26 protein-coding genes are annotated in these 22,555 nt (G+C 71.6%); 7 read left to right on the top strand and 19 right to left on the bottom strand.

What is annotated here, in order from left to right; genetic code table 11:
* The first annotated feature begins 55 nt into the window (after nt 1-55).
* A complete protein-coding gene (locus ACIRSS_RS48890) occupies nt 56-619 on the top strand; it encodes a hypothetical protein (protein ID WP_400909021.1) in 564 nt (187 codons plus the stop codon).
* 29 nt (nt 620-648) lie between these two features.
* On the opposite strand, the gene ACIRSS_RS48885 is transcribed toward ACIRSS_RS48890, so the two are convergent.
* The gene (locus tag ACIRSS_RS48885; RefSeq protein WP_400909018.1) at nt 649-1,428 is read right to left on the bottom strand and encodes an enoyl-CoA hydratase/isomerase family protein; all 780 of its coding nucleotides are present in this window, start codon (nt 1,426-1,428) and stop codon (nt 649-651) included.
* Between the two features lie 73 nt (nt 1,429-1,501).
* Here ACIRSS_RS48885 and ACIRSS_RS48880 point away from each other — a divergent pair, with 73 nt between their 5' ends.
* Nucleotides 1,502-2,335 carry an alpha/beta fold hydrolase gene (locus tag ACIRSS_RS48880; RefSeq protein ID WP_400909015.1) on the top strand — a complete coding sequence of 278 codons (834 nt, stop codon included), beginning with the start codon at nt 1,502-1,504 and terminating at the stop codon, nt 2,333-2,335.
* A 6-nt stretch (nt 2,336-2,341) separates the two neighbouring features.
* Here the strand turns inward: ACIRSS_RS48880 and ACIRSS_RS48875 are convergent, their stop codons facing one another.
* The 3 genes from ACIRSS_RS48875 to ACIRSS_RS48865 all read right to left on the bottom strand — a co-directional run bounded on the left by ACIRSS_RS48875 (nt 2,342) and on the right by ACIRSS_RS48865 (nt 5,497).
* Entirely contained in the window at nt 2,342-2,683 is a 342-nt protein-coding gene (locus ACIRSS_RS48875) for a hypothetical protein (RefSeq protein WP_400909012.1), read from the bottom strand.
* The gene (locus ACIRSS_RS48870) at nt 2,683-4,350 is read right to left on the bottom strand and encodes a hypothetical protein (RefSeq protein ID WP_400909009.1); all 1,668 of its coding nucleotides are present in this window, start codon (nt 4,348-4,350) and stop codon (nt 2,683-2,685) included. Before ACIRSS_RS48870 ends, ACIRSS_RS48875 begins: the two co-directional genes overlap by 1 nt.
* A 127-nt stretch (nt 4,351-4,477) precedes the next feature.
* Complete coding sequence (locus tag ACIRSS_RS48865) at nt 4,478-5,497, bottom strand: LuxR C-terminal-related transcriptional regulator (protein WP_400909006.1); 1,020 nt, start codon at nt 5,495-5,497, stop codon at nt 4,478-4,480.
* A gap of 88 nt (nt 5,498-5,585) precedes the next feature.
* On the opposite strand from ACIRSS_RS48865, the gene ACIRSS_RS48860 reads away from it, so the two are divergent.
* Both ACIRSS_RS48860 and ACIRSS_RS48855 read left to right on the top strand, forming a co-directional pair.
* Nucleotides 5,586-6,002 carry a cupin domain-containing protein gene (locus ACIRSS_RS48860; RefSeq protein WP_400909004.1) on the top strand — a complete coding sequence of 139 codons (417 nt, stop codon included), beginning with the start codon at nt 5,586-5,588 and terminating at the stop codon, nt 6,000-6,002.
* Nucleotides 5,999-6,400 carry a DUF1304 domain-containing protein gene (locus ACIRSS_RS48855; RefSeq protein WP_400909001.1) on the top strand — a complete coding sequence of 134 codons (402 nt, stop codon included), beginning with the start codon at nt 5,999-6,001 and terminating at the stop codon, nt 6,398-6,400. Before ACIRSS_RS48860 ends, ACIRSS_RS48855 begins: the two co-directional genes overlap by 4 nt.
* On the opposite strand, the gene ACIRSS_RS48850 is transcribed toward ACIRSS_RS48855, so the two are convergent.
* Entirely contained in the window at nt 6,397-6,819 is a 423-nt protein-coding gene (locus ACIRSS_RS48850) for a MarR family winged helix-turn-helix transcriptional regulator (protein WP_400908998.1), read from the bottom strand. The genes ACIRSS_RS48855 and ACIRSS_RS48850 overlap by 4 nt on opposite strands.
* 45 nt (nt 6,820-6,864) lie before the next feature.
* Between ACIRSS_RS48850 and ACIRSS_RS48845 the strand changes: the two genes are divergently transcribed.
* Nucleotides 6,865-8,142: an amidohydrolase family protein gene (locus tag ACIRSS_RS48845; RefSeq protein WP_400908995.1), complete on the top strand. Its 1,278-nt coding sequence runs from the start codon at nt 6,865-6,867 to the stop codon at nt 8,140-8,142.
* Here ACIRSS_RS48845 and ACIRSS_RS48840 read toward each other — a convergent pair.
* From ACIRSS_RS48840 to ruvC, 8 genes are all read right to left on the bottom strand, one after another.
* Complete coding sequence (locus tag ACIRSS_RS48840; RefSeq protein ID WP_400908992.1) at nt 8,118-10,466, bottom strand: RelA/SpoT family protein; 2,349 nt, start codon at nt 10,464-10,466, stop codon at nt 8,118-8,120. The two genes, ACIRSS_RS48845 and ACIRSS_RS48840, sit on opposite strands and share 25 nt — an antisense overlap.
* Before the next feature lie 188 nt (nt 10,467-10,654).
* Complete coding sequence (locus ACIRSS_RS48835) at nt 10,655-11,173, bottom strand: adenine phosphoribosyltransferase (protein WP_400908989.1); 519 nt, start codon at nt 11,171-11,173, stop codon at nt 10,655-10,657.
* Nucleotide 11,174: 1 nt separating this feature from the next.
* Nucleotides 11,175-12,404 carry a protein translocase subunit SecF gene (gene secF, locus ACIRSS_RS48830; RefSeq protein ID WP_400908987.1) on the bottom strand — a complete coding sequence of 410 codons (1,230 nt, stop codon included), beginning with the start codon at nt 12,402-12,404 and terminating at the stop codon, nt 11,175-11,177.
* Between the two features lies 1 nt (nt 12,405).
* The gene (secD, locus tag ACIRSS_RS48825) at nt 12,406-14,202 is read right to left on the bottom strand and encodes a protein translocase subunit SecD (protein WP_400908984.1); all 1,797 of its coding nucleotides are present in this window, start codon (nt 14,200-14,202) and stop codon (nt 12,406-12,408) included.
* A 206-nt stretch (nt 14,203-14,408) separates the two neighbouring features.
* Nucleotides 14,409-14,816, bottom strand: coding sequence for a preprotein translocase subunit YajC (yajC, locus tag ACIRSS_RS48820; RefSeq protein ID WP_400908981.1), 408 nt, complete (start codon nt 14,814-14,816; stop codon nt 14,409-14,411).
* A gap of 119 nt (nt 14,817-14,935) precedes the next feature.
* Nucleotides 14,936-16,003 (bottom strand): Holliday junction branch migration DNA helicase RuvB, encoded by a 1,068-nt coding sequence (ruvB, locus tag ACIRSS_RS48815; protein WP_400908978.1) that lies wholly within the window; start codon nt 16,001-16,003, stop codon nt 14,936-14,938.
* 8 nt (nt 16,004-16,011) lie between these two features.
* On the bottom strand, nt 16,012-16,605 hold the full coding sequence (gene ruvA / locus ACIRSS_RS48810) for a Holliday junction branch migration protein RuvA (RefSeq protein ID WP_400908975.1): 594 nt from the start codon (nt 16,603-16,605) through the stop codon (nt 16,012-16,014).
* Nucleotides 16,602-17,186 (bottom strand): crossover junction endodeoxyribonuclease RuvC, encoded by a 585-nt coding sequence (ruvC, locus tag ACIRSS_RS48805; RefSeq protein ID WP_354828982.1) that lies wholly within the window; start codon nt 17,184-17,186, stop codon nt 16,602-16,604. Before ruvC ends, ruvA begins: the two co-directional genes overlap by 4 nt.
* A 75-nt stretch (nt 17,187-17,261) precedes the next feature.
* Between ruvC and ACIRSS_RS48800 the strand changes: the two genes are divergently transcribed.
* A complete protein-coding gene (locus ACIRSS_RS48800) occupies nt 17,262-17,702 on the top strand; it encodes a cupin domain-containing protein (RefSeq protein ID WP_400908970.1) in 441 nt (146 codons plus the stop codon).
* Here the strand turns inward: ACIRSS_RS48800 and ACIRSS_RS48795 are convergent.
* From ACIRSS_RS48795 to ACIRSS_RS48775, 5 genes are all read right to left on the bottom strand, one after another.
* A complete protein-coding gene (locus tag ACIRSS_RS48795) occupies nt 17,699-18,247 on the bottom strand; it encodes a DUF4262 domain-containing protein (RefSeq protein WP_400908967.1) in 549 nt (182 codons plus the stop codon). The genes ACIRSS_RS48800 and ACIRSS_RS48795 overlap by 4 nt on opposite strands.
* Nucleotides 18,248-18,333: 86 nt before the next feature.
* Complete coding sequence (locus tag ACIRSS_RS48790) at nt 18,334-19,089, bottom strand: YebC/PmpR family DNA-binding transcriptional regulator (RefSeq protein WP_400908964.1); 756 nt, start codon at nt 19,087-19,089, stop codon at nt 18,334-18,336.
* A gap of 41 nt (nt 19,090-19,130) precedes the next feature.
* Nucleotides 19,131-19,748 (bottom strand): pyridoxal 5'-phosphate synthase glutaminase subunit PdxT, encoded by a 618-nt coding sequence (gene pdxT / locus ACIRSS_RS48785; protein ID WP_400908961.1) that lies wholly within the window; start codon nt 19,746-19,748, stop codon nt 19,131-19,133.
* Nucleotides 19,749-19,823: 75 nt separating this feature from the next.
* Entirely contained in the window at nt 19,824-20,144 is a 321-nt protein-coding gene (locus ACIRSS_RS48780; RefSeq protein ID WP_400908958.1) for an AzlD domain-containing protein, read from the bottom strand.
* Nucleotides 20,144-20,836, bottom strand: coding sequence for an AzlC family ABC transporter permease (locus tag ACIRSS_RS48775; RefSeq protein WP_400908955.1), 693 nt, complete (start codon nt 20,834-20,836; stop codon nt 20,144-20,146). The genes ACIRSS_RS48780 and ACIRSS_RS48775 overlap by 1 nt, the downstream gene beginning before the upstream one ends.
* A gap of 69 nt (nt 20,837-20,905) precedes the next feature.
* Here ACIRSS_RS48775 and ACIRSS_RS48770 point away from each other — a divergent pair, with 69 nt between their 5' ends.
* A complete protein-coding gene (locus ACIRSS_RS48770) occupies nt 20,906-21,469 on the top strand; it encodes a helix-turn-helix domain-containing protein (RefSeq protein ID WP_400908952.1) in 564 nt (187 codons plus the stop codon).
* 88 nt (nt 21,470-21,557) lie between these two features.
* On the opposite strand, the gene pdxS is transcribed toward ACIRSS_RS48770, so the two are convergent.
* A complete protein-coding gene (pdxS, locus tag ACIRSS_RS48765) occupies nt 21,558-22,499 on the bottom strand; it encodes a pyridoxal 5'-phosphate synthase lyase subunit PdxS (RefSeq protein WP_400908950.1) in 942 nt (313 codons plus the stop codon).
* Between the last annotated feature and the right edge of the window lie 56 nt (nt 22,500-22,555).

Genomic DNA, 22,555 nt, shown 5'->3' with positions numbered 1-22,555 from the left:
ATCAACCAGCGCCCGAACGCTGGCCTCGGGGCGCCGGTGCCGCAATAGTCGAACGATGACCTCGGATCCGTTCGGGACTCTGCGCAAAACGCTCTGGATCGGTGGTGCCCCGTGGACGGGCAAGTCGACCGTCGCCCGGCTGCTGGCCGAGCGGCACGGGCTGACGACCTACCACCACGACGACCGGACCCGGCCCGCTGCCGGTCCGGCCGACGACGCCCCCGCCGGCGACCAGCTGGCCGCGCTGCTGGCCGAGTTCCGGCAGCGGTTCGAATGCGCGCTGGCCGACCTGCGCGCCCTGACCTCGCCGCGGCCGATCGTCGCCGAGGGCCGGGGGCTGCGCCCGGAACTGGTGGCGCCGCTGGTGGATTCGCCGAGCCGGATGGTCGTGCTGGTGCCGACGGAGCTGTTCCGCCAGCACCAGCTGCGGCACCAGTCGGACGCGCCCGCCATCCCGCGCCAGCGCACCCGCCTGACGCGCGACCGGATGCTCGCCGCGCAGGCCGTGCGCTCGGCCCGGGAGCTCGGCATCCGCGTCATCGAGATCGACGGCAGGCTCGACCCCGCCGGCGTGACGGACATCGTCGCCGAGCACTTCCGCCCCTACCTGGATGCGTGACTGTCCGAACGCGACAGTCCGCGCGCTCCTCAGCGGAACGTGAACCGCGGCGGGCGGCGCTCCAGGAAGGCGGCGACGCCCTCCGCGTAGTCGACGCCGTGCAGGGCCTCGGACCGGATCTCCTCGACCTCGGCGTCCGGCGTCTCCTGGCCCGCGACGATCTTCTCGATGATCCGGTTCATCCCGCGGATCGACGCCTGCGACCGGGAGCAGAGCGTCGCGACGAACTCCTGCGTCGACGACTCCAGTGAGGCGGCCGGGAAGACGTCGTTGAGGAGGCCGATCTCACGTGCGCGGGCGGCGGTGATCAGCTCGCCCGACAGCAGGAAGTACTTCGCGTGCGCGGGCCCGACCAGCGACACGAGCTGGCGCGTCGAGTCGAAGTGGTAGACGATGCCGAGCTTCGCCGGCGTGATACCGAACCGGGAGCCGTCGGCGGCGAACCGGAAGTCGCAGGCGACCGAGACCTGGCAGCCGCCGCCGATGCAGTTGCCCTGGATCATCGCCACTGACGGCTTGCGCAGCGCGGTCAGCGCCGCCACCGCGCCCTCGACCGCCTTGTCGTAGCTCGCCGCGCCCTCGGCCGTGGTGCGCAGCTCGCCGAACTCACTGATGTCCGCGCCCGCCGAGAAGTTCCTCCCGGCGCCCGCGATCACGAGCACCTTCACCGCGGGATCGGCCTCGACCTCGGCCACGACGTCCGGGATCGCCGACCACATGCCGTAGGTGATCGCGTTCATCTTCTCCGGGCGGGTCAGCGTGAGCCGGGCGACTTCGCCGTCGCGCGTCAGCTCGAATCCGTCGGTCATGGTTGGCACCCTAGCTTCTCGCCCTGAGCGAAAACTGCGGTGTGTGACACGGTCGGGTGGCTAGCTTGGGGCCATGGCGACGATCGAAGTGGGCGGGACGGCGTTCGGCTACGACGAAGCGGGAGAGGGGCCCGCGGTCGTGCTGCTGCACGCCGCGATCGGCGACCGCCGGATGTGGGACGCCCAGTTCACCGCGCTCGCCGCCACGCACCGGGTGATCCGCTACGACCGCCGCGGCTTCGGCGAAACCGCCGACGGCCCCGGCGAGTACGCCCACTTCGAGGACCTGCTGGCCCTGCTCGATGCCCGGGGGATCGAGCGGGCCGCGCTGGTCGGGGCGTCGATGGGCGGGGCGTGCGCGCTGGACGCCGCCCTGGCCGCGCCGGAGCGGATCACCCGGCTCGCGCTGCTCGGCTCGGGCCTGACCGGGCACACCTGGCCGGACCACATGCAGGCCGACATCGCGAAGCTGACCGCGGAGGTGGACCCGGCCGGGCGCCTCGCCCGTTACGCCGCCCGCGAAATCGACGTCGACGAGGCGGACGTGCGCGCCATGGCGGAGGCCAACATCCGCTACCTCGTCGCCGGGCCCGAGCGGGACGTCTCGGTCCTGCCCCCGGAAATGCTCGCACTGGTGCGGGAGATGTGCGAGCAGGTCTACCGGCACGACTGGACGGCTCCACAGTGGACGGAGAAGATCCCGGACACCCGGCACCGGCTGGGCGAGATCACAACGCCGGCCCTGGTGGTGATCGGGACGGCGGACGCGCCCGGCCTCGTCGAGCTGTCCCACCACCTCGCGGCGTCGCTGCCGAACGCCGAGCTCGCCGAACTCCCCGACACCGGCCACCTGCCGGCGATGGAACGGCCGGACGAGGTCACCGCGTTGCTGCGGAAGGTTCTCTGACCCGGCTCAGGTGAAGATCTTCTGCACCTGGTCGGAGATCTTCGCGACCAGCTCGGAGAACTGCGCCAGCCCGCCGAGCAGCCCCTTGATCTTTTCCCAGCGGCTGCGCACCACGGCCGGCTCCGCCGCCTCACCCGCGCGCAGGTCGCCCGCGAGGTCGGTCAGCGCGTCCTCGAGCACCTCCTGCTTCGCGAGGTCCTCCCCGCGCACCTCGGCCGTCAGCCGCTCGACGAGCCGCAGCAGCGCGGGAACCGGGTCGTCGGCGGCGGCGCCTTCGATACCGGTCTGGGTGATCTTCCCCGAGTTGTCGCCGCCGATGCTGACCTTGTTCGTGATCCGGTGTCCCATCAGGCCTCCGTGCCGGCGTTGCGGCCGTTCGTCTTCGGCACGCGCGGCCGCGGGCCGCGCTGCCCGGTCTGGGTGATCGGGGCGCGGTTGTCGCCGCCGATGCTGATGTCGTTGTTGATCACGACCGCCGCCTGCTCCTCGAACTTCGCCGTCGAGAACCCGGCGTCGCCGAGCAGCTTGCCGATCGTCGGCAGCAGCCTGCTCCCGATGATCTTCTCGTAGCGTTCGACGTCGACGAGCTGGAAGTAGTCGGTGAAGAGGTTCACCGCCGCGAGTTCGCGCAGGGTGCGTGCGGCGCCGTAGCGCTCCGGGTCGATCACGCCGGCCTCGCGCTTCGGCCGCCGGATCCACGACGCCAGGTTGGCGATCCGGCCCGGCAGGCTCGCCGGCAGCTCCAGCCAGGCGAGCAGCCCCTGCCCGAACGGGCGCAGCGACTCCTGCCGCATCTTGTCCACGACGCGGTACTCGGCGCGGATCGGCGGCAGCATGAACGGCGTCCACTCGACGTACAGCGTCGTGTCGTCCACGGCCACGTGCAGGAACGTCGTGAGCACCAGGTCCCGGTCCCAGGTCTCCACCTGGAAGCACAGGTAGTAGCGCGCCCACTCCTTGGGCTCGCGCCGGAGCCGCTCGACCTCGGCCTCGGTCAGCCGGGTGTGCGGCGGGTACTCGATGTCCGGCAGGAAGGACGCGGCCTCGCCTTCCGCGAGGTGGTCGATGAGCTCGGCGGCCGGGGTGAACACCGCGTCGGTCACGGTCAGGCCGCCCAGCCGCCGGTCCGGCGACAGCGCGGCCGACCGCCGCAGGTCCGCGATCGCCGCGCGGATCTCCTCGTACAGCGTCTCGGTGGTCAGCTCCCGCCGGGTCTCCGGGTCGCTCTCGTCGTCTTCGAGCCGCTCCAGCGGGATCGCCATCGACCACGCGTCCCGGCGGAAACCGGCGCCCACGAACGGTTTGTAGCCGCGGTACACCACCAGCGGCGCGCCGGGCACCCCGGCGAACTCGTCGCCGCGCTGGTAGCGGCCGAGCTGCTCGCGGAAGTCTTCGGTGAACAGCCCGGAAAGGCTGCCGGTGTCCGGGGCCGGCGGGGCGAAGCGCTTGAAGCGGGTCGTCAGCAGGTTCCACAGCGACCAGCGTTCGAACGTGACGACCATGAGCACGATCACGGCCAGCACGACGCCGACGACGAACCGGGCGGTGCCGTCGCCGGAAGTGTCGCCGTAGTCGATGTCCTCGGCGTAGCGCGACGAATACGAGCTCGAGGAGTCGAAGATCTGGTCCGAGTAGAGCAGCAGCAGCCACGCGACCACGACGGCGGCGATCAGCAAGGCGATAGTCTTCGGGGTGAACACCCGCTCGTTCGCGTACGCGTTCTTGCCCGCCCGCGCGAGCACCAGCACGACCGACAGCACGATCCAGCCGTACAGCAGCGGGTTGTCCCACGACAGCCCGATGACGACGGCCATCAGCCCCACCAGCAGGCCGTCGTAGTTCTTGCGGCGCGCCCGCGCCCGGACGGCTTCGGTGAGCACCCGGCCGGCGTCGAGGCCCGGTGACGGCGGGACCGGCCGGGTCGGCTCGACGAGGAACTCGGTGATCGCCTCGGTGCTGTAGCGGGGATCGAGGTAGGAAGCCGCGCACAAGTAGCGCGTGGTGTCGTCGGACATGCTGCCCCCTCGGCTTGACCGCCCTGCAATTTGCGGACCGTAGCATGCAGTCGGGAAAACCGGCACCGCAATTCCGGGCTGAAAACCCCGCAGTTCTTCGGCGGTTTCCGGCGCCCCGCGAAAACGGTCAGGAAAGCAGCTTCGCCGTCAGTTCGCCGCGGCTGCGGACGGCCACCTTCGCGAACACCGCCTTGAGGTGGTCCTGCACCGTGTGCGCCGAGATGCCGAGCCGGTCCGCGATGTCCACAGTGGACCGCCCGGCCAGCACCTCGCGGCAGACGTCGCGCTCGCGGGCGGTCAGGCCGTAGGCCGCCAGCCGCACGCTCAGCAGCTCGGCCCCCGACGCGCGGGCGACCGTCACCACCGTCTCGTCGGCGTCCTCGGCGACCAACCTGCTGGCGTGCAACACGATCCAGCCGCCGCGCGCGTCGCGGACGCGGGCGCGGAAGGTGCCGGTCGCCGCCGCCCGCGCGCCGGTCACCACCGCACGCAGCAGCACCGCGAACCGGCCGGGGGCGATCTCGTCCAGTTCGGACCGCCACGCCGCGGCCGCCGCGGTGGCCGCCCGCTGCCTGCCGTCCGGGCCGGCCACAACGATCGCCGGGTCCGCCCGCTCCCCCGCGTCCCGCGTGCGCGCGGCCACCCGCGTCGCCGCCGCCACGGCCGGCGCGATCGCCGTCAGGAACTCGACTTCGCGGTCGCTGAACTCGCCGCGGCGCACCAGGCCGGCCGCGCCCCACGACGTCCCGTCGACGCGGAACACCGCGCGCAGCTCGTGGCCGAGGCCGAGCGGCCGCCAGACGTCGTTGAGCCGGCCGCTGCGTTCGACGTCCCGGTGCGGCAGGTCCGAGAGCCGGGCCACCGGCACCGGGCGCGCGGCCAGCTCGGCGAAGGTGTGCGGCTGGGCGCCGTCGTACTCGTAGGCCGCCAGCAGCGGCTCGTACTCGCCGGGGATCCGGGCGCGCCCGCTGGTCATCGAGCTGATCACCGCGGTGTCCGGGTCCAGCGACGCCCAGCAGCTGAGCTCGGTGGGCACCACCCGCTCGACCAGCTCGATGGCGGCGGCATGCAGCTCGGCGACCCCGAGGCCCGCCGTCGCGAGTGCGGCGATGTCACGCCGCGCGCCCTGCGCCCGACCCTCCCACATGAGCGCAGTATGCGCCGCCGCGCGCCGGTGCGGGTATCCCACATTCCCGGGATGGTCCCCCGCCCGTCCGGTTCCTAGCGTCGGCGCCATGACCCACTTCAGCGCCCCGGGCGAAGGCCCGGAACTCGATTCGAAGGACGCCCGGATCACCGTCAAGGTCGGTGCCGAGCACACCGGCGGGGCCTACGAGCTGTTCGAGGTCGACGCGCCCCGCGGGCCGTCGGTCCCGCCGCACGCCGAGCCCTGGGCGAAGAGCTTCTACGTGCTGCACGGCCGCATCACGGTCTACGTCGACGGCGAGCTGCACGACCTGGGCCCCGGCGCGTCGATCAGCATCCCGGCGGGCGCGGTCAACACCTTCACCGTGCACACGCCGTCGGCGAAGTTCCTCGCGGTCAGCCTGACCGACGCCATGGGCCGCTTCTTCCGCGACGTCGACCAGGCCCCGGCGGAGCGGATCCCGGAGATCGCGAGCCGGCACGGCGTCGAGCTGGTGCGGCCGTGAACGCCGTCGTCCAGGTCTGCGCCGGGATCGCGGCGCTGGTGCACCTGCTCGCGTTCACGTGGGAGGTCCTGCTGTTCGAACGCCCGGGGGTGCACGAGGGCATCTTCAAGATCCCCACGGCGAACCTGCCCGCCACCCGGCTGTGGTCGTTCAACGTCGGGTTCTACAACCTGTTCCTGGCCGCCGGGCCGATCGCCGGGCTGGTCCTGCTGCACACCGGCCAGACCGCCGCCGGACGCGCGCTCGTGTTCTACACCTGCGCGTACATGGCCCTGGCCGGCATCGTGCTGGGCGTGTCCGACCTGCTCGCCCTCAGCCGGCCGCGCGGCGCGGGCCGGGGCGGCGCCCTCGCGCAGGCGGTTCCCCCGGCGGTCGCCCTGGTCGCGGCGCTCTTCTAGGTCTGCTCGAGCAGCTGCTCGCTCCAGGCCCGGATCGCCGCGGCCTGGCCGGGCGTGAGCGAGTCGAGGACGAGCCGGCGGATGTTGGCGCCGTGCGCCCGGGTCGCCCGCTCCGCCGTGCGGCGGCCTTCGCCGGTCAGCTCGACCCCGGTGCGCCGGCCGGTGGCGCCGTCCTCGATCCGCGCCACCAGGCCGCGGTTCTCCATCCGCGTCAGCAGGTGCGCGACGCGGCTCTTCTCCCAGTCGAGCGCGTCGGCGAGCTCGCCGACGCGCATCGGCCGGGTCAGCGTCCTCAGCACGCTGTATTCGGCCTTCGAGATGCCGCAGTCGCGCTGCAGCCCGCGGTCGAGTTCACCGGCGAGCCGCCGCTGGGCGCGCATCCAGGTGTCCCAGAACTCCCACTCCGCCGGCTCCAACATGGGAGTAGCCTACAGAGTTGACACGTCAACTCTGGGAGGAACCCGATGAAGACACTGCTGCGCGGCGGCATGGTGGTCAGCATGGATCCGGCGCTCGGGGACCTGCCCCGTGGCGACGTGCTCATCGAGGACGGCCGGATCGCCGCCATCGGCGCCACGCTCGACGCCGAGATCGCCGATGCCGAGATCGTCGACGCGACGGGGAAGATCGTGCTGCCCGGGTTCGTCGACACGCACCGGCACACCTGGCAGACGGCGTTCCGCGGCCTCGGCGCGGACTGGACGTTCGACCAGTACCGCGTCGCCGCGCACGGCACGCTGAAACCGCATTACCGGCCCGAGGACGTCTACCTGGGCAACCTCCTCGGCCGCCTCGAAGCCCTGAACTCCGGCGTCACGACGATGCTCGACTGGTTCCACTGCGCTCTGCACCCGGAGAACGCCGACGCCGCGATCGCCGGGCTGCGCGACGCACCCGGCCACTCGATCTTCTGCTACGGGGCCGACGGGCCGGACATCGCGCCGGAGATCCGGCGGGTGCGGGCCCTGCTGCCGGGCGAGGACATGGCGCTGGGCCTGCGCGGCCCGGTGATGTCCACCATGGACGAAACCGCCGCCGATGTCGCGCTGGCGCGGGAACTCGGGCTCCCCGTGAGCACGCACGTCCACGGCACCGGCGGGTGGCGGTACGGCGACCGCCCGATCGAGGGCATGCGCGCGCGGGGCCTGCTCGACGACCGCACGACCATCGTGCACGGCAACGACCTGTCCGACGACCAGCTCGTGATGCTGGCCGAGGCGGGGTGTTCGGTATCGGTCAGCCCGGACGTCGAGCTGAAGATGGGCTTCGCGCCGCCGGTGACCGGCCGGGCGCTCGCCGCCGGCATCCGCCCGACGCTGTCGGTCGACGACTGCCTGTCCGCCGGTGGTGACCTGTTCGGCGCCATGCGCACCGCACTGGCCGCCGAGCGCGGCGGCGTCACGGCTCGCGACGTCCTCGAGTTCGCCACGGCGGACGGTGCCCGGGCCCTTGGGCGCACCACCGGCCGGCTCACCGTCGGCCACGATGCCGACCTGGTCCTGCTCGACGCCGAGGACCTCTCGGTCTTCCCCGTCGGCGACCCGGTCCGCACCATCGTCAGCGCCGGTCACCCCGGGCTGGTGGACAGCGTCTACGTCGCCGGGAAGGCGGTCAAACGGGACGGGCGCCTGCTCGACGTCGACCTGCCGCCGTTGCGCGCGCGGCTCCTGGAGTCACGCGCGCGGATCGCCGCGGCCGCCGGCGTCTCCTGGATCCCTCAGGAAGCCGACGTCACGCGGTAGACGTCGTAGACGCCTTCCACGCCGCGGACCACCTTGAGGACGTGGCCGAGGTGCTTGGGGTCGCCCATCTCGAACGAGAACCGGCTGACCGCCACGCGGTCGCGGGACGTGGTGACCGACGCCGAGAGGATGTTGACCTTCTCGTCCGCCAGCACCTTGGTCACGTCGGACAGCAGGCGGTGCCGGTCGAGCGCCTCGACCTGGATGGCCACCAGGAACACCGACGACGCCGAGGGGGCCCACTCGACCTCGACCAGCCGCTCCGGCTGGGACTGCAGGTCGCCGGCGTTGGTGCAGTCGGTGCGGTGCACCGAAACGCCACCGCCGCGGGTCACGAACCCGAGGATCTCGTCGCCCGGCACCGGGGTGCAGCAGCGGGCCAGCTTCGCCCAGACGTCGCTGGCGCCCTTGACCACGACCCCGACGTCGTTGGAGCCGCGGCGGCGCGTGACGGTCGACGGCGTGGCGCGCTCGGCGAGCTCTTCCTCCGCCGCGTCGACGCCGCCGATCAGCGCGACCAGGCGCTGCACGACGTGCTTCGCGCTGGTGTGGCCCTCCCCGACCGCCGCGTACAGCGACGAGATGTCGGCGTGGCGCAGCTCGGTGGCGACCGCGCCCATCGACTCCGCGGAGACCAGGCGCTGGATCGGCAGGCCGACCTTGCGGATCTCCTTGGTGATGGCTTCCTTGCCGCCTTCGATCGCCTCGTCGCGGCGTTCCTTGGCGAACCACTGCCGGATCTTCGCGCGCGCCTTCGGCGAGCCGGCGAACTGCAGCCAGTCCCGCGACGGCCCCGCGTTCTCCGCCTTGGAGGTGAAGATCTCGACGACTTCGCCGTTTTCCAGCTTGCGTTCCAGCGCGACCAGGCGGCCGTTGACGCGGGCGCCGATGCAGCGGTGCCCGACCTCGGTGTGCACGGCGTAGGCGAAGTCGACCGGCGTCGAGTCCACGGGCAGCGTGATGACGTCACCCTTGGGCGTGAACACGAAGATCTCGCGGGAGGCCAGCTCGTAGCGCAGCGACTCGAGGAAGTCGCCCGGGTCCGCCGCTTCCCGCTGCCAGTCGAGGAGCTGGCGCATCCACGCCATCTCGTCGACGTCCATGGCGTTGCCGGTGTGCGTGCCCTTGGTTTCCTTGTAGCGCCAGTGCGCGGCGATGCCGTACTCGGCGGTGCGGTGCATCTCGTAGGTGCGGATCTGCACCTCGAGGGGCTTGCCGTCCGGGCCGATCACCGTGGTGTGCAGCGACTGGTAGACGCCGAAGCGGGGCTGGGCGATGTAGTCCTTGAACCGGCCGGGGACCGGCTGCCACAGCGCGTGCACGACACCCATGGCGGCGTAGCAGTCGCGGACGTCCTCGACGAGGATCCGGACGCCGACCAGGTCGTGGATGTCGTCCAGGTCGCGGCCGCGGACGATCATCTTCTGGTGGATCGAGTAGTAGTGCTTCGGCCGGCCCTCGACCTTCGCGGTGATCCGCGACGACACGAGGTTGCTGGTCAGGTCGGTGATGACCGAGCGCAGGTAGATGTCGCGCGAGGGCGCGCGGTCGGCGACCAGGCGCACGATCTCGTCGTACTTCTTGGGCTGCAGGATGGCGAACGCGAGGTCTTCCAGCTCCCACTTGACCGTGGCCATGCCGAGGCGGTGGGCCAGCGGGGCGAGGACCTCCAGCGTCTCGCGGGCCTTGCGGGCCTGCTTCTCCGGCGGGAGGAAGCGCATGGTGCGCATGTTGTGCAGCCGGTCGGCGAGCTTGATGACCAGGACGCGGGGGTCCTTGGCCATCGCGATGACCATCTTGCGGATGGTCTCGGCCTCGGCGGACGTGCCGAGCTTGACCTTGTCCAGCTTGGTGACGCCGTCGACGAGCTCGGCGACCTTCTCGCCGAAGTCAGCCTTCAGGCTCTCGACGGCGTAGCCGGTGTCCTCGACGGTGTCGTGCAGCAGGGCCGCGACCAGGGTCGTGGTGTCCATGCCCAGCTCGGCGAGGATGGTCGCGACGGCGAGCGGGTGGGTGATGTAGGGGTCGCCGGACTTGCGCCGCTGGTTGCGGTGCAGCTCTTCGGCGACGTCGTAGGCGCGCTGGAGCAGCCCGAGGTCGGCGTTGGGGTGCAGCTCGCGGTGGATGACGGCCAGGGGTTCGAGGACCTGCTTGACCGGGGCGGCGCGCTGCGCGGTGATCCGCCGGGCGAGGCGCGCCCGGACCCGCCGGGTCGCGGACGGGTTCGGCGCCGCACCGTTCGGCCTCGGCGGCTGGGCCGCCGCCTGCCCGTTCTGCGGGGCGCCCTCTTTCGCGGGCACCGCGGCGTCGAGCTCCTGGCTCACCCGCACCTCCTGCTGCTCGTGCGGCCTTCGGAACACCAGGGTAGCCGCTACGCCTCGCGGCCCTCTCGGGTGCGCCCGTTCAGGGGGATGCCGAGCCCGCGACCAGCGGCTTCACCACCGCGGGTGGCGAAAGTCATGAGGGGCACCTTGCCGGCCTCGAAAGCCAGGAAGGTGCCCCTCATGGAACGTCAGCAGGACTGCAGGGCGTGGATCTTCCGGTTGCCCAGCACCTCGCGGCCGCGCAGGGCCGCCAGTTCCAGGACCACCGACACGCCGTCGACCACGGCTCCCGCGTCTTCGAGGAGCTTGCCCGTCGCCGCGACCGTGCCGCCCGTGGCCAGGACGTCGTCGAGGATCGCCACGCGCTGGCCGGGCCGCACGACGCCCGCCGGGAGCTCGACCGTCGCCGTGCCGTACTCCAGCGCGTAGTCCACCCGGCCCGCCACCTGCGGGAGCTTGCCGGGCTTGCGGATCAGCACCACGCCGAGGCCGCGGGCGTACCCGACGGCCGCGGCGAGGAGGAACCCGCGGGCTTCCACCCCCGCGAGCGCCTCGACACCGGGTTCCAGCGTCTCCGCCAGCGCGTCGGTCACCGCCCTGAACGCGCCCGCGTCCGCGAAGAGCGGGCTCAGGTCGCGGAACAGCACGCCGGGCTCGGGGAAGTCCGGCACCTCGGCGATGAGGCCGAGGGCGTCGTCGAGCTCCACGTCAGCGCTTCCGCTTGCCCGCGGGCTTGCCGGACGGGCGCTGCTTCTGGATGCGGGCGGGGACGCTGGCCGCGGCCGCGTACGCCTTCTCCTTGCGCAGCTCCTTCGCCAGGGAGTCGTCGTCCGAGGCGTCGAAGTCCTCTTCGCCCGCCGCCTTCCGCTCCTGGGTGACGCGGCGCTGGCGGACCCGCTCGGCCTGCTGCGCGTACTTCGGGTCGCGCATCTTGAAGTCGACCAGCAGCGGCGTCGCCAGGGCGACCGACGACAGGACGCCGACCAACGTACCGGTCAGCTGCACCAGCGCCAGGTCCTGCAGCGTGCCCGAACCGAGCAGGACGTACCCCACGATCAGCAGGCCCAGGATCGGCAGCAGCGCGATGAACGCCGTGTTGAACGACCGCATCAGGGTCTGGTTGAGCGCCAGGTTGGCGGCCTCGCCGTAGGTGCGGCGGGTCAGCCCGAGCAGGCCGCGCGTGTTCTCGCGGACCTTGTCGAACACGACCACCGTGTCGTACAGCGAGAAGCCGAGGATCGTCAGCAGGCCGATCACGGTCGCCGGGGTGACCTCGAAGCCGATCAGCGAGTACACGCCGGCGGTGACGAGGATGTCGTGCAGCAGCGAGACGAGCGCCGCCGCGGCCATCCGCAGGTCGAAGTAGATCGCCAGGAAGATGACCACCGCGACGAGGAACACACCGAGCGCGATCAGCGCCTTCTGCGAGATCTCGCCGCCCCAGGACGCGCTCACCGCGCTGTCGCTGATCGCCTGCACGCTGGGCTGGCCGTTGGTGCCCTTCGGCCCCAGGTCCTGGAACAGGGTCTGCTTGACCTTCGCGACGTCGGCCGCGTTCAGCGTGTCGGTGCGGATCTGGATGGTCGACGCCGCGCCGGTGCCGACCTTCTGCGCCTCGGCCGCCGGGCGGCCGAGCGCCTTCTCGAACGAGTCCTTCGCCTGCTGCTCGGTGATCACGCCGTGCGTGCCGTTGGCCGGCATCTGGATCTGCGTGCCGCCCTCGAACTCGATGCCGAGGTTGAAGCCGCGGATGATCATCGACGCGAGACAGATCAGCACCAGCGCGCCGAAGAAGACGTACCAGCGCTTGCGCTTGCCGACGACGTCGAAGGCGCCCGTGCCGACGTAGAGCCGGTGGAAGACGCTTTCCTTCTTGCCGGGCTTCACCGCCGCCTTGGCGTTGCCTTCGGCGTCCGTGCCCAGTTCTTCGACCGCCACGTCAGGCCTCCTTCACGTTCGCGCGGCCGACCGAGGTCGACTTCTTACGCTGCGAACCCACTTGCTGCACGGCGCCGAGGCCCAGGTTCCTCGGATTGGACAGGAACGACGACTTCGACGTGGACACGATGGCCACCAGCGGGTGCGTCACCAGGTACACGACCACCAGGTCGAGCACGGTGGACATACCGAGGGTGAACGCGAAGCCCTGGACGTCGCCGACCGCGATGACGTACAGGATCGCCGCGGCCAGGAAGCTCACGCCGTCCGAAGCCAGGATGGTGCGCCGGGCGCGGACCCAGCCGCGCGGCACCGCGGACCGGAACGTCCGACCCTCTCTGATCTCGTCTTTCAGCCGTTCGAAGTAGATGACGAACGAGTCCGCCGTGATGCCGATCGCGATGATCAGGCCGGCGATGCCCGCGAGGTCCAGCGTGTAGCCGATCCAGCGGCCGAGCAGCACCAGAACGGCGAACACCAGCGCGCCGGACAGGGCCAGCGAAAGGATGGTGAGCACGCCGAGCAGGCGGTAGTAGAACAGGCAGTAGATGAACACCACCAGCAGGCCGATGCCGCCGGCGATGAGACCGGCCTGCAGCGAGGCCAGGCCGAGGGTCGCCGACACCGTGGTCGCGTCCGAGGACGCGAACGACAGCGGCAGCGAGCCGTACTTGAGGATGTCCGACAGGTCCTTCGCCTCGGCCTGCGTGAACTTCCCGGTGATCTGGGTGTTGCCGTCCAGGATGGCCACCTGGATGTTCGGCGCCGACACGACCTGCGTGTCGAGCACGAACGCGGCCTGCTGGTTGACGTTCTTCGACGTGAAGTCCGCCCAGATCTTGGTGCCCTCGCTCTTGAAGCTGAGGTTCACCACCCACTGGCCGTTCTGCGTGTTGTACGTCGAGTTCGCGTCGGCGATCTCGGTGCCCGGCAGGAACTCCGGCTCCAGCAGGTACTTGTACGTGTTGTGGTCACCGCAGGCGACCAGCGGCAGCTTCGGGTCGTCGTTGCCCTCGAGGGCGTCCTTGGCGTTGGGGGCGCAGGTGAGCGACGCCATCGCCTTCGCGACGAGCTCCTGGTTCGGCTGGCCGTCGGCGCCGATCAGGTCCTTGTTCTGGCGGACCGCCTTCGCGGCCTGGATCTGCTGCGCGGTCTGCGCGTCCACCGAACCGTCGGAGGGCGCCGGAGCCTGGCTCGACGCCGGCGGCGGCGTGGTGCTGCTGCTCGGCGGGGCCGGCGTGGTGCTCTGCTGCGGCGCGGGCGCGGCACCCGGGGCGCCACCGCCACCGGGCTTGGTCGTCGGGGCCCCCGAGGAGGCCGCCGGAGCGCCCGAAGACGGCGGCGTCGACTTCGGGGCGCCCGAGGTCGGGGCGCCGGTGGCCGGCGGCGGGGTCGTGGTCTGCGGCGGCACGACCGGCTGGGTCGCGTTCGCGACGACCTTGCGGAAGCCGAGCTTCGCGGTCTTGCCCAGGTTCTTCGCCTGGTCGCCCTGCTCGCCGGGGACGGTGATGACGACGTTGTTGCCGTCGAGGAGGACCTCGGTGCCGCTGACGCCGATCCCGTTGACGCGCCGCTCGATGATCTGGCGCGCCTGGTTCAGGGATTCCCGGGTGGGCTGGCCGCCGTCGGGGGTGCGGGCGGTGAGCGTGACCCGGGTGCCGCCTTGCAGGTCGATGCCCAGCTTCGGGGTCGGCTTGTGGTTGCCGGTGAGGAACACCAGCGCGTACAGCACGATCACGATCAGGGCGAAGAAGGCGAGATAGCGTCCCGGGCGGAGATGCCCGGCCGATGATGCCACGGTGCTTCGGTCTCCTCGGACTGGGTTGCCCCACTGATGCGGTGCCCACCCGGAGGGTTACCGGGAGGGACTGTGTGCGATTCACTCCCGGGCACGGGTATGACGGCGGACACGCACGCAGCACCGAGACACTACTCGGTGCTGCGTGAGCCCGGCGTGCGAGGCCACACCGACTTTCGTCGGGCGTTCCCGGGGTGGCACGAGGCCTACTTCTTGCCGTGCTCCAGCGGCGGGGCCACCTGGGCGGTGGTCTGCGGCTCGTCGTCCTTGCTGCCGGAGCCCGACTCGATGATCGACTCCTCGGCCGGGGCGTCCACGACGTCGTCGGTGGCGTCCTCGTCGGTCTCGACGACGGGCTCGACCTTCTCGCGGACCGCGAGCCGCAGCCAGGTGGTGACGACGCCGGGGGCGATCTCGATGTCGATCGTGTTGTCGCCCGAAGCGTCGGCGACGGTGCCGTAGAGACCCGACGTGGTCATCACGCGGTCACCGGGCGCCAGGCTGCTCTGCAGGTCCTGCTGCGCCGCCTGCTGCTTCTTCTGCTTGCGCGTGCTCATCACCAGCGGCACGGCGAGGACGAGCACGAGCAGCAGGGGCAGCAATAGCTGTTGCATGATTCTCCGTTCGACGGACACCGGGCCCAGCCGAAATGTCCGGTTTTTGGGTATGTGCTCCTGTCAAGTGTGCCAGGTACCAGCGCGGACGCCGACACCCACCCGCTGGTCCCGGCCGCTCAGTCCTGCTCGAACGGCGCGAGCCCGCCCGGGTCGGGGCGCCCCGGGTGGTCGGCGGGCGGCACCAGGCCGAGGTGCTCCCAGGCGGCCGCCGTGGCGACCCGGCCCCGCGGGGTGCGGGCGAGCATACCGGCGCGCACCAGGTAGGGCTCGCACACCTCTTCCACGGTGGTCGCCTCCTCCCCCACGGCCACCGCCAGCGTCGAGATCCCGACCGGCCCGCCGCCGAACGACCTGGTCAGCGCGGTGAGCACGGCCCGGTCGAGCCGGTCGAGCCCGAGCTCGTCGACGTCGTAGACGGCCAGCGCCGCGCGCGCGACCTCCAGGGTCACCTTGCCGTCGGCGCGGACCTCGGCGTAGTCGCGGACGCGCCGCAGCAGCCGGTTCGCGATCCGGGGCGTGCCGCGCGAGCGGCCGGCGATCTCCTGGCAGCCGTCGCGGTCGATCGGGATGTCGAGGATGGTGGCCGCGCGGCGGACGACCAGCTCCAGCTCGGTGTCGGTGTAGAACTCCATCTGGCCGGTGAAGCCGAACCGGTCGCGCAGCGGGCCGGTCAGCGAACCCGACCGCGTGGTCGCCCCGACCAGCGTGAACGGCGCGATCTCCAGCGGGATGCTGGTCGCGCCGGGGCCCTTGCCGACGACGACGTCGACCCGGAAGTCCTCCATGGCGAGGTAGAGCATCTCCTCGGCGGGGCGGGCGATCCGGTGGATCTCGTCGATGAACAGGACGTCGCCGGGTGCCAGGTTGGACAGCATCGCGGCGAGGTCGCCGGCCCGCTCCAGCGCGGGGCCCGAGGTGATCCGGATGGCCGCGCCCAGCTCGGCCGCGACGATCATCGCCATCGACGTCTTGCCGAGGCCGGGCGGGCCGGAGAGCAGGACGTGGTCGGGTGGCACGCCGCGCCGGCGGGCGCTCTCGAGCACCAGCTCCAGCTGCTCGCGCACGCGCGGCTGGCCGACGAACTCGTCGAGCTTGCGGGGCCTCAGCGTGCCCTCGACGGTCTCCTCGCCGGTCTGGGCCCACGCCGAGAGGGCTTCGTCTTCCTCCACGGCTTCATACTCCACGGCCGCGCCTACCGCTTCCGGCCGAGGGTGGCCAGCGAAGCGCGCAGCACGCTCGCCGTCGTGTGGCCGTCACCGTCGGAGAGGACCTTGTCGACCGCCTGCTCGGCCTGCTTGGCCGGGAACCCGAGCCCGGCCAGCGCTTCGACGACTTCGGCGCGCAGCGCACCGGGCGCCGTGATGGCGGGCGCTTCGCCGGAGCCGAGCGCGGTGACCTTGTCGCGCAGTTCCAGGGTGAGCCGTTCGGCGCCCTTGCGGCCGATGCCCGGCACCGAGGTGAGCACGGTGATGTTGCCTTCGACCAGCGCGGCGCGCAGCTTGTCGGGGTCCAGCACGGCGAGGGTGGCCAGCGCGAGCCGCGGCCCGATCCCGGACACCGTCTGCAGCAGGCCGAACAGCTCGCGCGCGTCGGCGTCGGCGAAGCCGAACAGCGTCAGCGAGTCCTCGCGCACGACCAGCGCGGTGTGCAGCCGGGTTTCTTCGCCGCGGCGCAGGGTCGCCAGCGTCGCCGGGGTGGCCTGCACGGCGAAGCCGACCCCGCCGACCTCGACCACGACGTGGTCCAGGCCGACCGAAAGGACTTCTCCGCGTACCGACGAGATCATCGTGCTGCTCCAGGGTTCTTGGCTTGTTTCGCCGCCGCGGCGAGGCGGGCTTTGTGCGTGCGGGCCATCTCGGCCGCGCGGGCTTCGGCTTCGGCGAGCCGGGCTCGCATCGGCTCGCGCCAGAGGTGGCAGATGGCCAGGGCGAGGGCGTCGGCGGCGTCGGCGGGGTGCGGGGCGACCTCGAGGTTGAGCAGCCGCATGACCATGGCCGTGACCTGGGCCTTGTCCGCCCGGCCGGAGCCGCTGACCGCGGCCTTCACCTCGCTCGGCGTGTGGAAGACGACCGGCAGGCCCCGGCGCGCGGCCGCCAGGGCGACCACCCCGCCGGCCTGCGCGGTGCCCATCGCGGTCCGGACGTTGTGCTGGGCGAAGACGCGCTCGACGGCCACGGCCTGCGGCTTGTACTTGTCCATCCACCGCTCGACCTCGTCGGAGATGCCGAGGAGCCGGTGGGCCAGATCGGCGTCGGGCGGCGTCCGCACGACGTCGACGGCGACGCAGCGGACGGCCCGGCCCTTGCCGCCGTCGACGACCCCCAGGCCGCACCTGGTCAGACCGGGGTCGACCCCGAGCACCCGCACCCGTTCTTCCTTCCCGCCGCGAACACCAGTTCGAGCTAGCAGGCTACTGGGCGCATCTGCGGCAGGATGGCAGACATGCCGGAGCCGTCGGATTTCATCACCCACCTGGGACTTGAGCCGTTGCCCGTCGAAGGCGGGCGGTGGGCGCAGAGCTGGCGCTCCCCCGACGGGTCCGCGATCTACTACCTGCTCGTCGCGCCGGAGCGCTCGGCGCCGCATCGGCTGGACCGCACCGAGGTCTGGATGCACCACGCGGGGGCTCCGGCCGCGATGCTGCTGCTGCACCCGGACGGTTCGGTCGAACGGCCGGTGCTGGGCACCGACGTCGCCGCCGGGGAACGGCCGCAGGTCGTCGTGCCGGCCGGGACCTGGCAGGCCGCCCTCACGCGCGGTTCGTGGAGCCTGCTGGGCACGGTCGTGGTGCCGCCGTACACCGACGACTGCGTGGAGTTCTCCCCCGCGGCGGAACTGGCCCGGCAGTACCCCGAAGCGGCCGCCGACCTGGGGAAGTTCTAGGGGCCGTCGACGCCGGGGGTCCAGCTTTCGGGGTCGCCGCTCTCGGTCAGCACCGGCTGCCACCGGTCGAAGCCCTCCGGCGCGTCCGGGTGCCAGGGGAACTTGCCCTCCGGCGTCGCGACGATCAGCTGCAGCGCCGGGAAGTCGCCGTCCGGGTAGATGAGGAAGGCCGTGCCGAAGTATTCGGGGTAGTGCCCCTTGTTGACGCGCTCGAGCACGACGGGAACGCCCTCGAAGAAGTCGTCGTAGCGGCGGCCGACCTCGAAGATCTCGCCGTTGGCCGCGCGGTCGACGTAGGCGTCGAGCAGCACCTGGCCCATCTGCTCCGGCAGCCCGACCACGACGGCCTCGGGCACGTGGTGCAGCGCCCACGCGCAGGCGGTGAAGCAGTAGCCGGCGCCCTCGTCGTCCCCGGCGACCGTGATGACCGCGTTGCCGCGTTCCTTCGCCTGCGTCTCGATCCATTCGATGAGACGCAGTTCTTCGGCGGACAGTTCGGCGGTGATGTCGGCGGAGGCGGGGGTCGTCGAGGTCACGGCGCACATTCTGCCTGACGAGGCCGGGAGAGCACAGTGCCCGGGCCGGAAAGTTTCCGGCCCGGGCACGAAAGCGGTGCGGCGCAAGGGAAAACTCAGCCGACTTCGGCGAGCACCTCGTCTGGGACATCGAAGTTCGCGTAGACGTTCTGGACGTCGTCGCAGTCTTCGAGGGCGTCGATCAGCTTGAAGACCTTCTTCGCGCCGTCGGCGTCCAGCGGGACGCTGACAGTCGGGAGGAACGTCAGTTCCGCCGACTCGTACTCGAAGCCGGCCTCCTGCAGGGCCTTGCGCACCGGCACCAGGTCGCCGCCTTCGGAGACGATCTCGAAGCTCTCGTCGAGGTCGTTGACCTCTTCGGCGCCCGCGTCGAGGACCGCCATGAGGACGTCGTCCTCGGTGGCCCCGGCCTTCGGCATGAGCACGACGCCCTTGCGGTTGAACATGTAGGCGACCGAGCCCGGGTCGGCGAGGGAGCCGCCGTTGCGGGTGAGCGCGGTGCGGACCTCCATCGCGGCGCGGTTCTTGTTGTCGGTCAGGCACTCGATCAGCACCGCCACGCCGTTGGGGCCGTAGCCCTCGTACGTGATGTTCTGCCAGTCGGCGCCGCCGGCCTCTTCACCGGCGCCGCGCTTGCGGGCGCGCTCGATGTTGTCCTGCGGGACCGAGTTCTTCTTGGCCTTCTGGATGGCGTCGTAGAGCGTCGGGTTGCCATCCGGGTCGCCACCACCGGTGCCCGTGCGGGCGGCCACCTCGATGTTCTTGATCAACCGCGCGAAGAGCTTGCCGCGCTTCGCGTCGAGGTTGGCCTTCTTGTGCTTCGTGGTGGCCCACTTGGAGTGGCCGCTCATCTCTCCTCCATCTGTTCCGTACCCCGGCCGGGCACCGCGTCTCAGGCTGCCTTCCGCGCGAGGTCGACGAACAGCCGGTGCACCCGCACGTCGGGCGTCAGCTCCGGGTGGAACGCGGTCGCCAGCACCGCCCCTTGCCGGACCGCGACGATCCTAGCGGTGTCGTCGTCCACGCCGGGCACGCCGCTGACGGTGGCCAGCACCTCGACGCCGTCACCGGCCTTCTCGACCCACGGCGCCCGGATGAAAACCGCGCGCACTTCGCCGTCGACGCCGGCGAAGTCGAGGTCCGCCTCGAAGGAGTCGACCTGCCGGCCGAAGGCGTTGCGCCGGACGACGACGTCGAGCCCGCCGAGCTGCTGCTGGTCGGGCCGCCCGTCGAGGGTCTGCCGGGCCAGCAGGATCATCCCGGCGCACGAGCCGAATGCGGGCATGCCCTCGGCGATCCGCGCTTTGAGCGGTTCCAGCAGTTCGAACGTCTCGAGCAGCTTCGACATGGTGGTCGACTCGCCACCGGGCAGCACCAGGCCGTCCACTTCGGACAGCTCACCGGCTCGCCGGACGGGCTTGGCGCGCGCACCGGCTTCTTCCAGCATGGCGACGTGCTCCCGCACGGCACCCTGCATGGCGAGCACACCGATGACCGGTTCCGACGACACCCGACCTCCCGAAAGACCTTCCCACCAGCCTAGACGCACCGGCTCGGTGGCTTACCGGCAGGTCAGCCGCCTCGCTCACGGCACGCCGGCCAGCCTGAGCAACGCCGCCGTCGCCGCGGCGGCCACCACCACCAGCGCGAACGGTGCTTTCCGCCACGCCAGCACCCCCGCCACCAGGACCCCCGCCGGCCGCGCGATCCCGGCGAACCCGTGACCCTCGGTCAGGGCACTCACCGCCACCAGGGCCGCCAGCAGCACCACCGCCGCCAGGGCCATCAGCCGCTCGGCCTTCGGGGTCAGCTTCACCCGGCTGCGCAGCGCCGGCCCCGCGAAGCGGAACGCGAACGTCCCGGCCGCCAGCACCCCCGTGGCGATCAGCAGTTCCACGCCGTCCATCAGCGCGCCTCCTCCAGCTCGGGCTCCTTCGCCGCCACCCCGGCCAGCACCCCCGCCAGCGCGAGCAGCACCGGCAGTCCCGCCGGCAGGAACGGCGTCGCCGCCAGGGCGACCAGCACCCCGATCAGCACCGGCAGCCGGGTCGCCTTGTCGCGCAGCGACGGCAGCACCAGCGCCAGCAGCACCGCCGGGAACGCCGCGTCCAGGCCGAACGCGTCCGTGTCGCTGATCGCCGTGCCGGCGTACGCGCCGCCGACCACGCCGATGTTCCAGCAGGCGAACAGGCCGATCCCGCACGCCCAGTACGCGGCGCGCCGGCGGTGCGCCTCGCGCTGGGCCAGCGCGAACGCGACCGATTCGTCGATCATCAGGTGGCTGCCCGCCAGCCGGGCCGTCCACCGCTTCCCCAGGACGTCGCCGATCGCGAAGCCGAACGGCAGGTGCCGCGCGTTGGCCAGCAGCCCGGCCAGCACCGCGGCGAACGGGTTGCCGCCCGCGGCGACGATGCCGATGAACATGAACTGCGACGCCCCGGCGAAGACCAGCAGGGACATCAGCATCGGCAGCCACAGCGGGAAGCCGGAGCTCACCGCGATGGCGCCGTAGGAAACCCCCACGAGACAATCGGCGAGACAGACCAGGCCGATGTCACGGGCGAGGCCCCGATCGAGTGTTCGCCATATCGAACGCATGTGTTCTATGGTGAACACAGGCACCCGTGTTCGTCAAGGCGAACAGAACGACCGATGGAGCGAACAGCAATGTCGCAGGAAACCACCGGCGCGCCGCTGGAGATCATCGCGGCGTCCCTGCGCCGGGAACGCACCCGCGCGGGCTTGTCCCTGACCGAGGTCGCGCGCCGCGCCGGCCTGGCCAAGTCGACGCTCTCGCAGCTCGAGTCCGGCACCGGCAACCCGAGCGTCGAGACGCTGTGGGCGCTCGGCGTCGCCCTCGACGTGCCGTTCTCCCGGCTGGTCGAGCCGGAGCGGCCGAAGGTCCGGGTGGTCCGCGCGGGCCGGGGGCCGACGGTGTTCGCCGAACACGCCGACTACGCCTGCACGCTGCTGTCGGCGTGCCCCACGGGCGCCCGCCGCGACATCTACGTGGTCCGCGGCGAGCCGGGCACCCCGCGGCGCTCCGACCCGCACATGACCGGGGTGGTCGAGCACATCGTGCTGTGCGCGGGCCGGGCGCGGGTCGGCGTCATGGACAACCCCGAGGAGCTCCTGCCCGGGGACTACATCTGCTACCCGGGGGACGTGCCGCACATCTTCGAGGCCCTCGAGCCGGGCACGTACGCCGTCGAGATCTCCGAATACGTCTGAGCCACCGGCCCGGCCGTGCTGCCCCGGCACGCGAAGTGGCCCCGCAGACCGACGGTCCACGGGGCCACTTCGATCGATCGAGGTGGATCTACCAGCCGCGCTCGGCGAGGCGGTGCGGCTCCGGGAGCTCCTCGACGTTGATGCCCACCATCGCCTCGCCCAGGCCGCGCGAGACCTTCGCCAGCACGTCGGGGTCGTCGTAGAACGTCGTCGCCTTGACGATCGCTTCCGCGCGCTGGGCCGGGTTGCCGGACTTGAAGATGCCCGAGCCGACGAACACGCCCTCGGCGCCGAGCTGCATCATCATCGCCGCGTCGGCCGGGGTGGCGATGCCGCCCGCGGTGAACAGCACCACCGGGAGCTTGCCGGCCTGCGCCACCTCGCGGACCAGCTCGTAGGGCGCCTGCAGCTCCTTGGCGGCGACGAACAGCTCGTCCTCCGGCAGCGACGTCAGCCGCCGGATCTCCTGGCGGATCTGGCGCATGTGGGTGGTCGCGTTGGAGACGTCGCCGGTGCCGGCCTCGCCCTTGGAGCGGATCATCGCCGCGCCCTCGGTGATCCGGCGCAGCGCCTCGCCCAGGTTGGTCGCGCCGCAGACGAAGGGCACCGTGAAGGCCCACTTGTCGATGTGGTTGGCGTAGTCGGCCGGGGTCAGCACCTCGGACTCGTCGATGTAGTCGACGCCCAGGGACTGCAGGACCTGCGCCTCGACGAAGTGGCCGATGCGGGCCTTCGCCATCACCGGGATCGAGACGGCCTCGATGATGCCATCGATCAGGTCGGGGTCGCTCATCCGCGCGACGCCGCCCTGGGCGCGGATGTCGGCGGGCACGCGCTCCAGCGCCATGACCGCGACCGCGCCGGCGTCTTCGGCGATCTTGGCCTGGTCGGCGGTGACCACGTCCATGATCACGCCGCCCTTGAGCATCTCGGCCATGCCGCGCTTCACCTTGGCGGTGCCGGTGACGGACTGGACGGTGCCGCCGGTGGCGGTGGTCTGCTGCTCGGACACGACAAGGCCTTTCGACATGAATCGGTGGGTACGCATCCGAGGGTAGGTCCGTGGTGGACCCTTCAAGCAGGCCA

It is taken from the genome of Amycolatopsis sp. NPDC101161, from assembly GCF_044768185.1.
Lineage (GTDB): Bacteria > Actinomycetota > Actinomycetes > Mycobacteriales > Pseudonocardiaceae > Amycolatopsis.
Note: the sequence above shows the minus strand (reverse complement) of the source record. Positions and strands in the feature narration are given on the sequence as shown.

Bases quoted from the DNA above. Each gene is read 5' to 3' on its own strand.
- ACIRSS_RS48800 (WP_400908970.1), top strand. From the start codon at position 17,262: ATGCCGGAGCCGTCGGATTTCATCACCCACCTGGGACTTGAGCCGTTG.
- yajC (WP_400908981.1), bottom strand. From the start codon at position 14,816: ATGCAACAGCTATTGCTGCCCCTGCTGCTCGTGCTCGTCCTCGCCGTG.
- ACIRSS_RS48770 (WP_400908952.1), top strand. From the start codon at position 20,906: ATGTCGCAGGAAACCACCGGCGCGCCGCTGGAGATCATCGCGGCGTCC.
- ACIRSS_RS48880 (WP_400909015.1), top strand. From the start codon at position 1,502: ATGGCGACGATCGAAGTGGGCGGGACGGCGTTCGGCTACGACGAAGCG.
- ACIRSS_RS48870 (WP_400909009.1), bottom strand. From the start codon at position 4,350: ATGTCCGACGACACCACGCGCTACTTGTGCGCGGCTTCCTACCTCGAT.
- ACIRSS_RS48865 (WP_400909006.1), bottom strand. From the start codon at position 5,497: ATGTGGGAGGGTCGGGCGCAGGGCGCGCGGCGTGACATCGCCGCACTC.
- ACIRSS_RS48795 (WP_400908967.1), bottom strand. From the start codon at position 18,247: ATGTGCGCCGTGACCTCGACGACCCCCGCCTCCGCCGACATCACCGCC.
- ACIRSS_RS48780 (WP_400908958.1), bottom strand. From the start codon at position 20,144: ATGGACGGCGTGGAACTGCTGATCGCCACGGGGGTGCTGGCGGCCGGG.
- ruvA (WP_400908975.1), bottom strand. From the start codon at position 16,605: ATGATCTCGTCGGTACGCGGAGAAGTCCTTTCGGTCGGCCTGGACCAC.
- ACIRSS_RS48850 (WP_400908998.1), bottom strand. From the start codon at position 6,819: ATGTTGGAGCCGGCGGAGTGGGAGTTCTGGGACACCTGGATGCGCGCC.
- ACIRSS_RS48890 (WP_400909021.1), top strand. From the start codon at position 56: ATGACCTCGGATCCGTTCGGGACTCTGCGCAAAACGCTCTGGATCGGT.
- ACIRSS_RS48885 (WP_400909018.1), bottom strand. From the start codon at position 1,428: ATGACCGACGGATTCGAGCTGACGCGCGACGGCGAAGTCGCCCGGCTC.
- pdxS (WP_400908950.1), bottom strand. From the start codon at position 22,499: ATGTCGAAAGGCCTTGTCGTGTCCGAGCAGCAGACCACCGCCACCGGC.
- ACIRSS_RS48860 (WP_400909004.1), top strand. From the start codon at position 5,586: ATGACCCACTTCAGCGCCCCGGGCGAAGGCCCGGAACTCGATTCGAAG.
- ACIRSS_RS48875 (WP_400909012.1), bottom strand. From the start codon at position 2,683: ATGGGACACCGGATCACGAACAAGGTCAGCATCGGCGGCGACAACTCG.
- ACIRSS_RS48790 (WP_400908964.1), bottom strand. From the start codon at position 19,089: ATGAGCGGCCACTCCAAGTGGGCCACCACGAAGCACAAGAAGGCCAAC.
- ACIRSS_RS48845 (WP_400908995.1), top strand. From the start codon at position 6,865: ATGAAGACACTGCTGCGCGGCGGCATGGTGGTCAGCATGGATCCGGCG.
- ACIRSS_RS48775 (WP_400908955.1), bottom strand. From the start codon at position 20,836: ATGCGTTCGATATGGCGAACACTCGATCGGGGCCTCGCCCGTGACATC.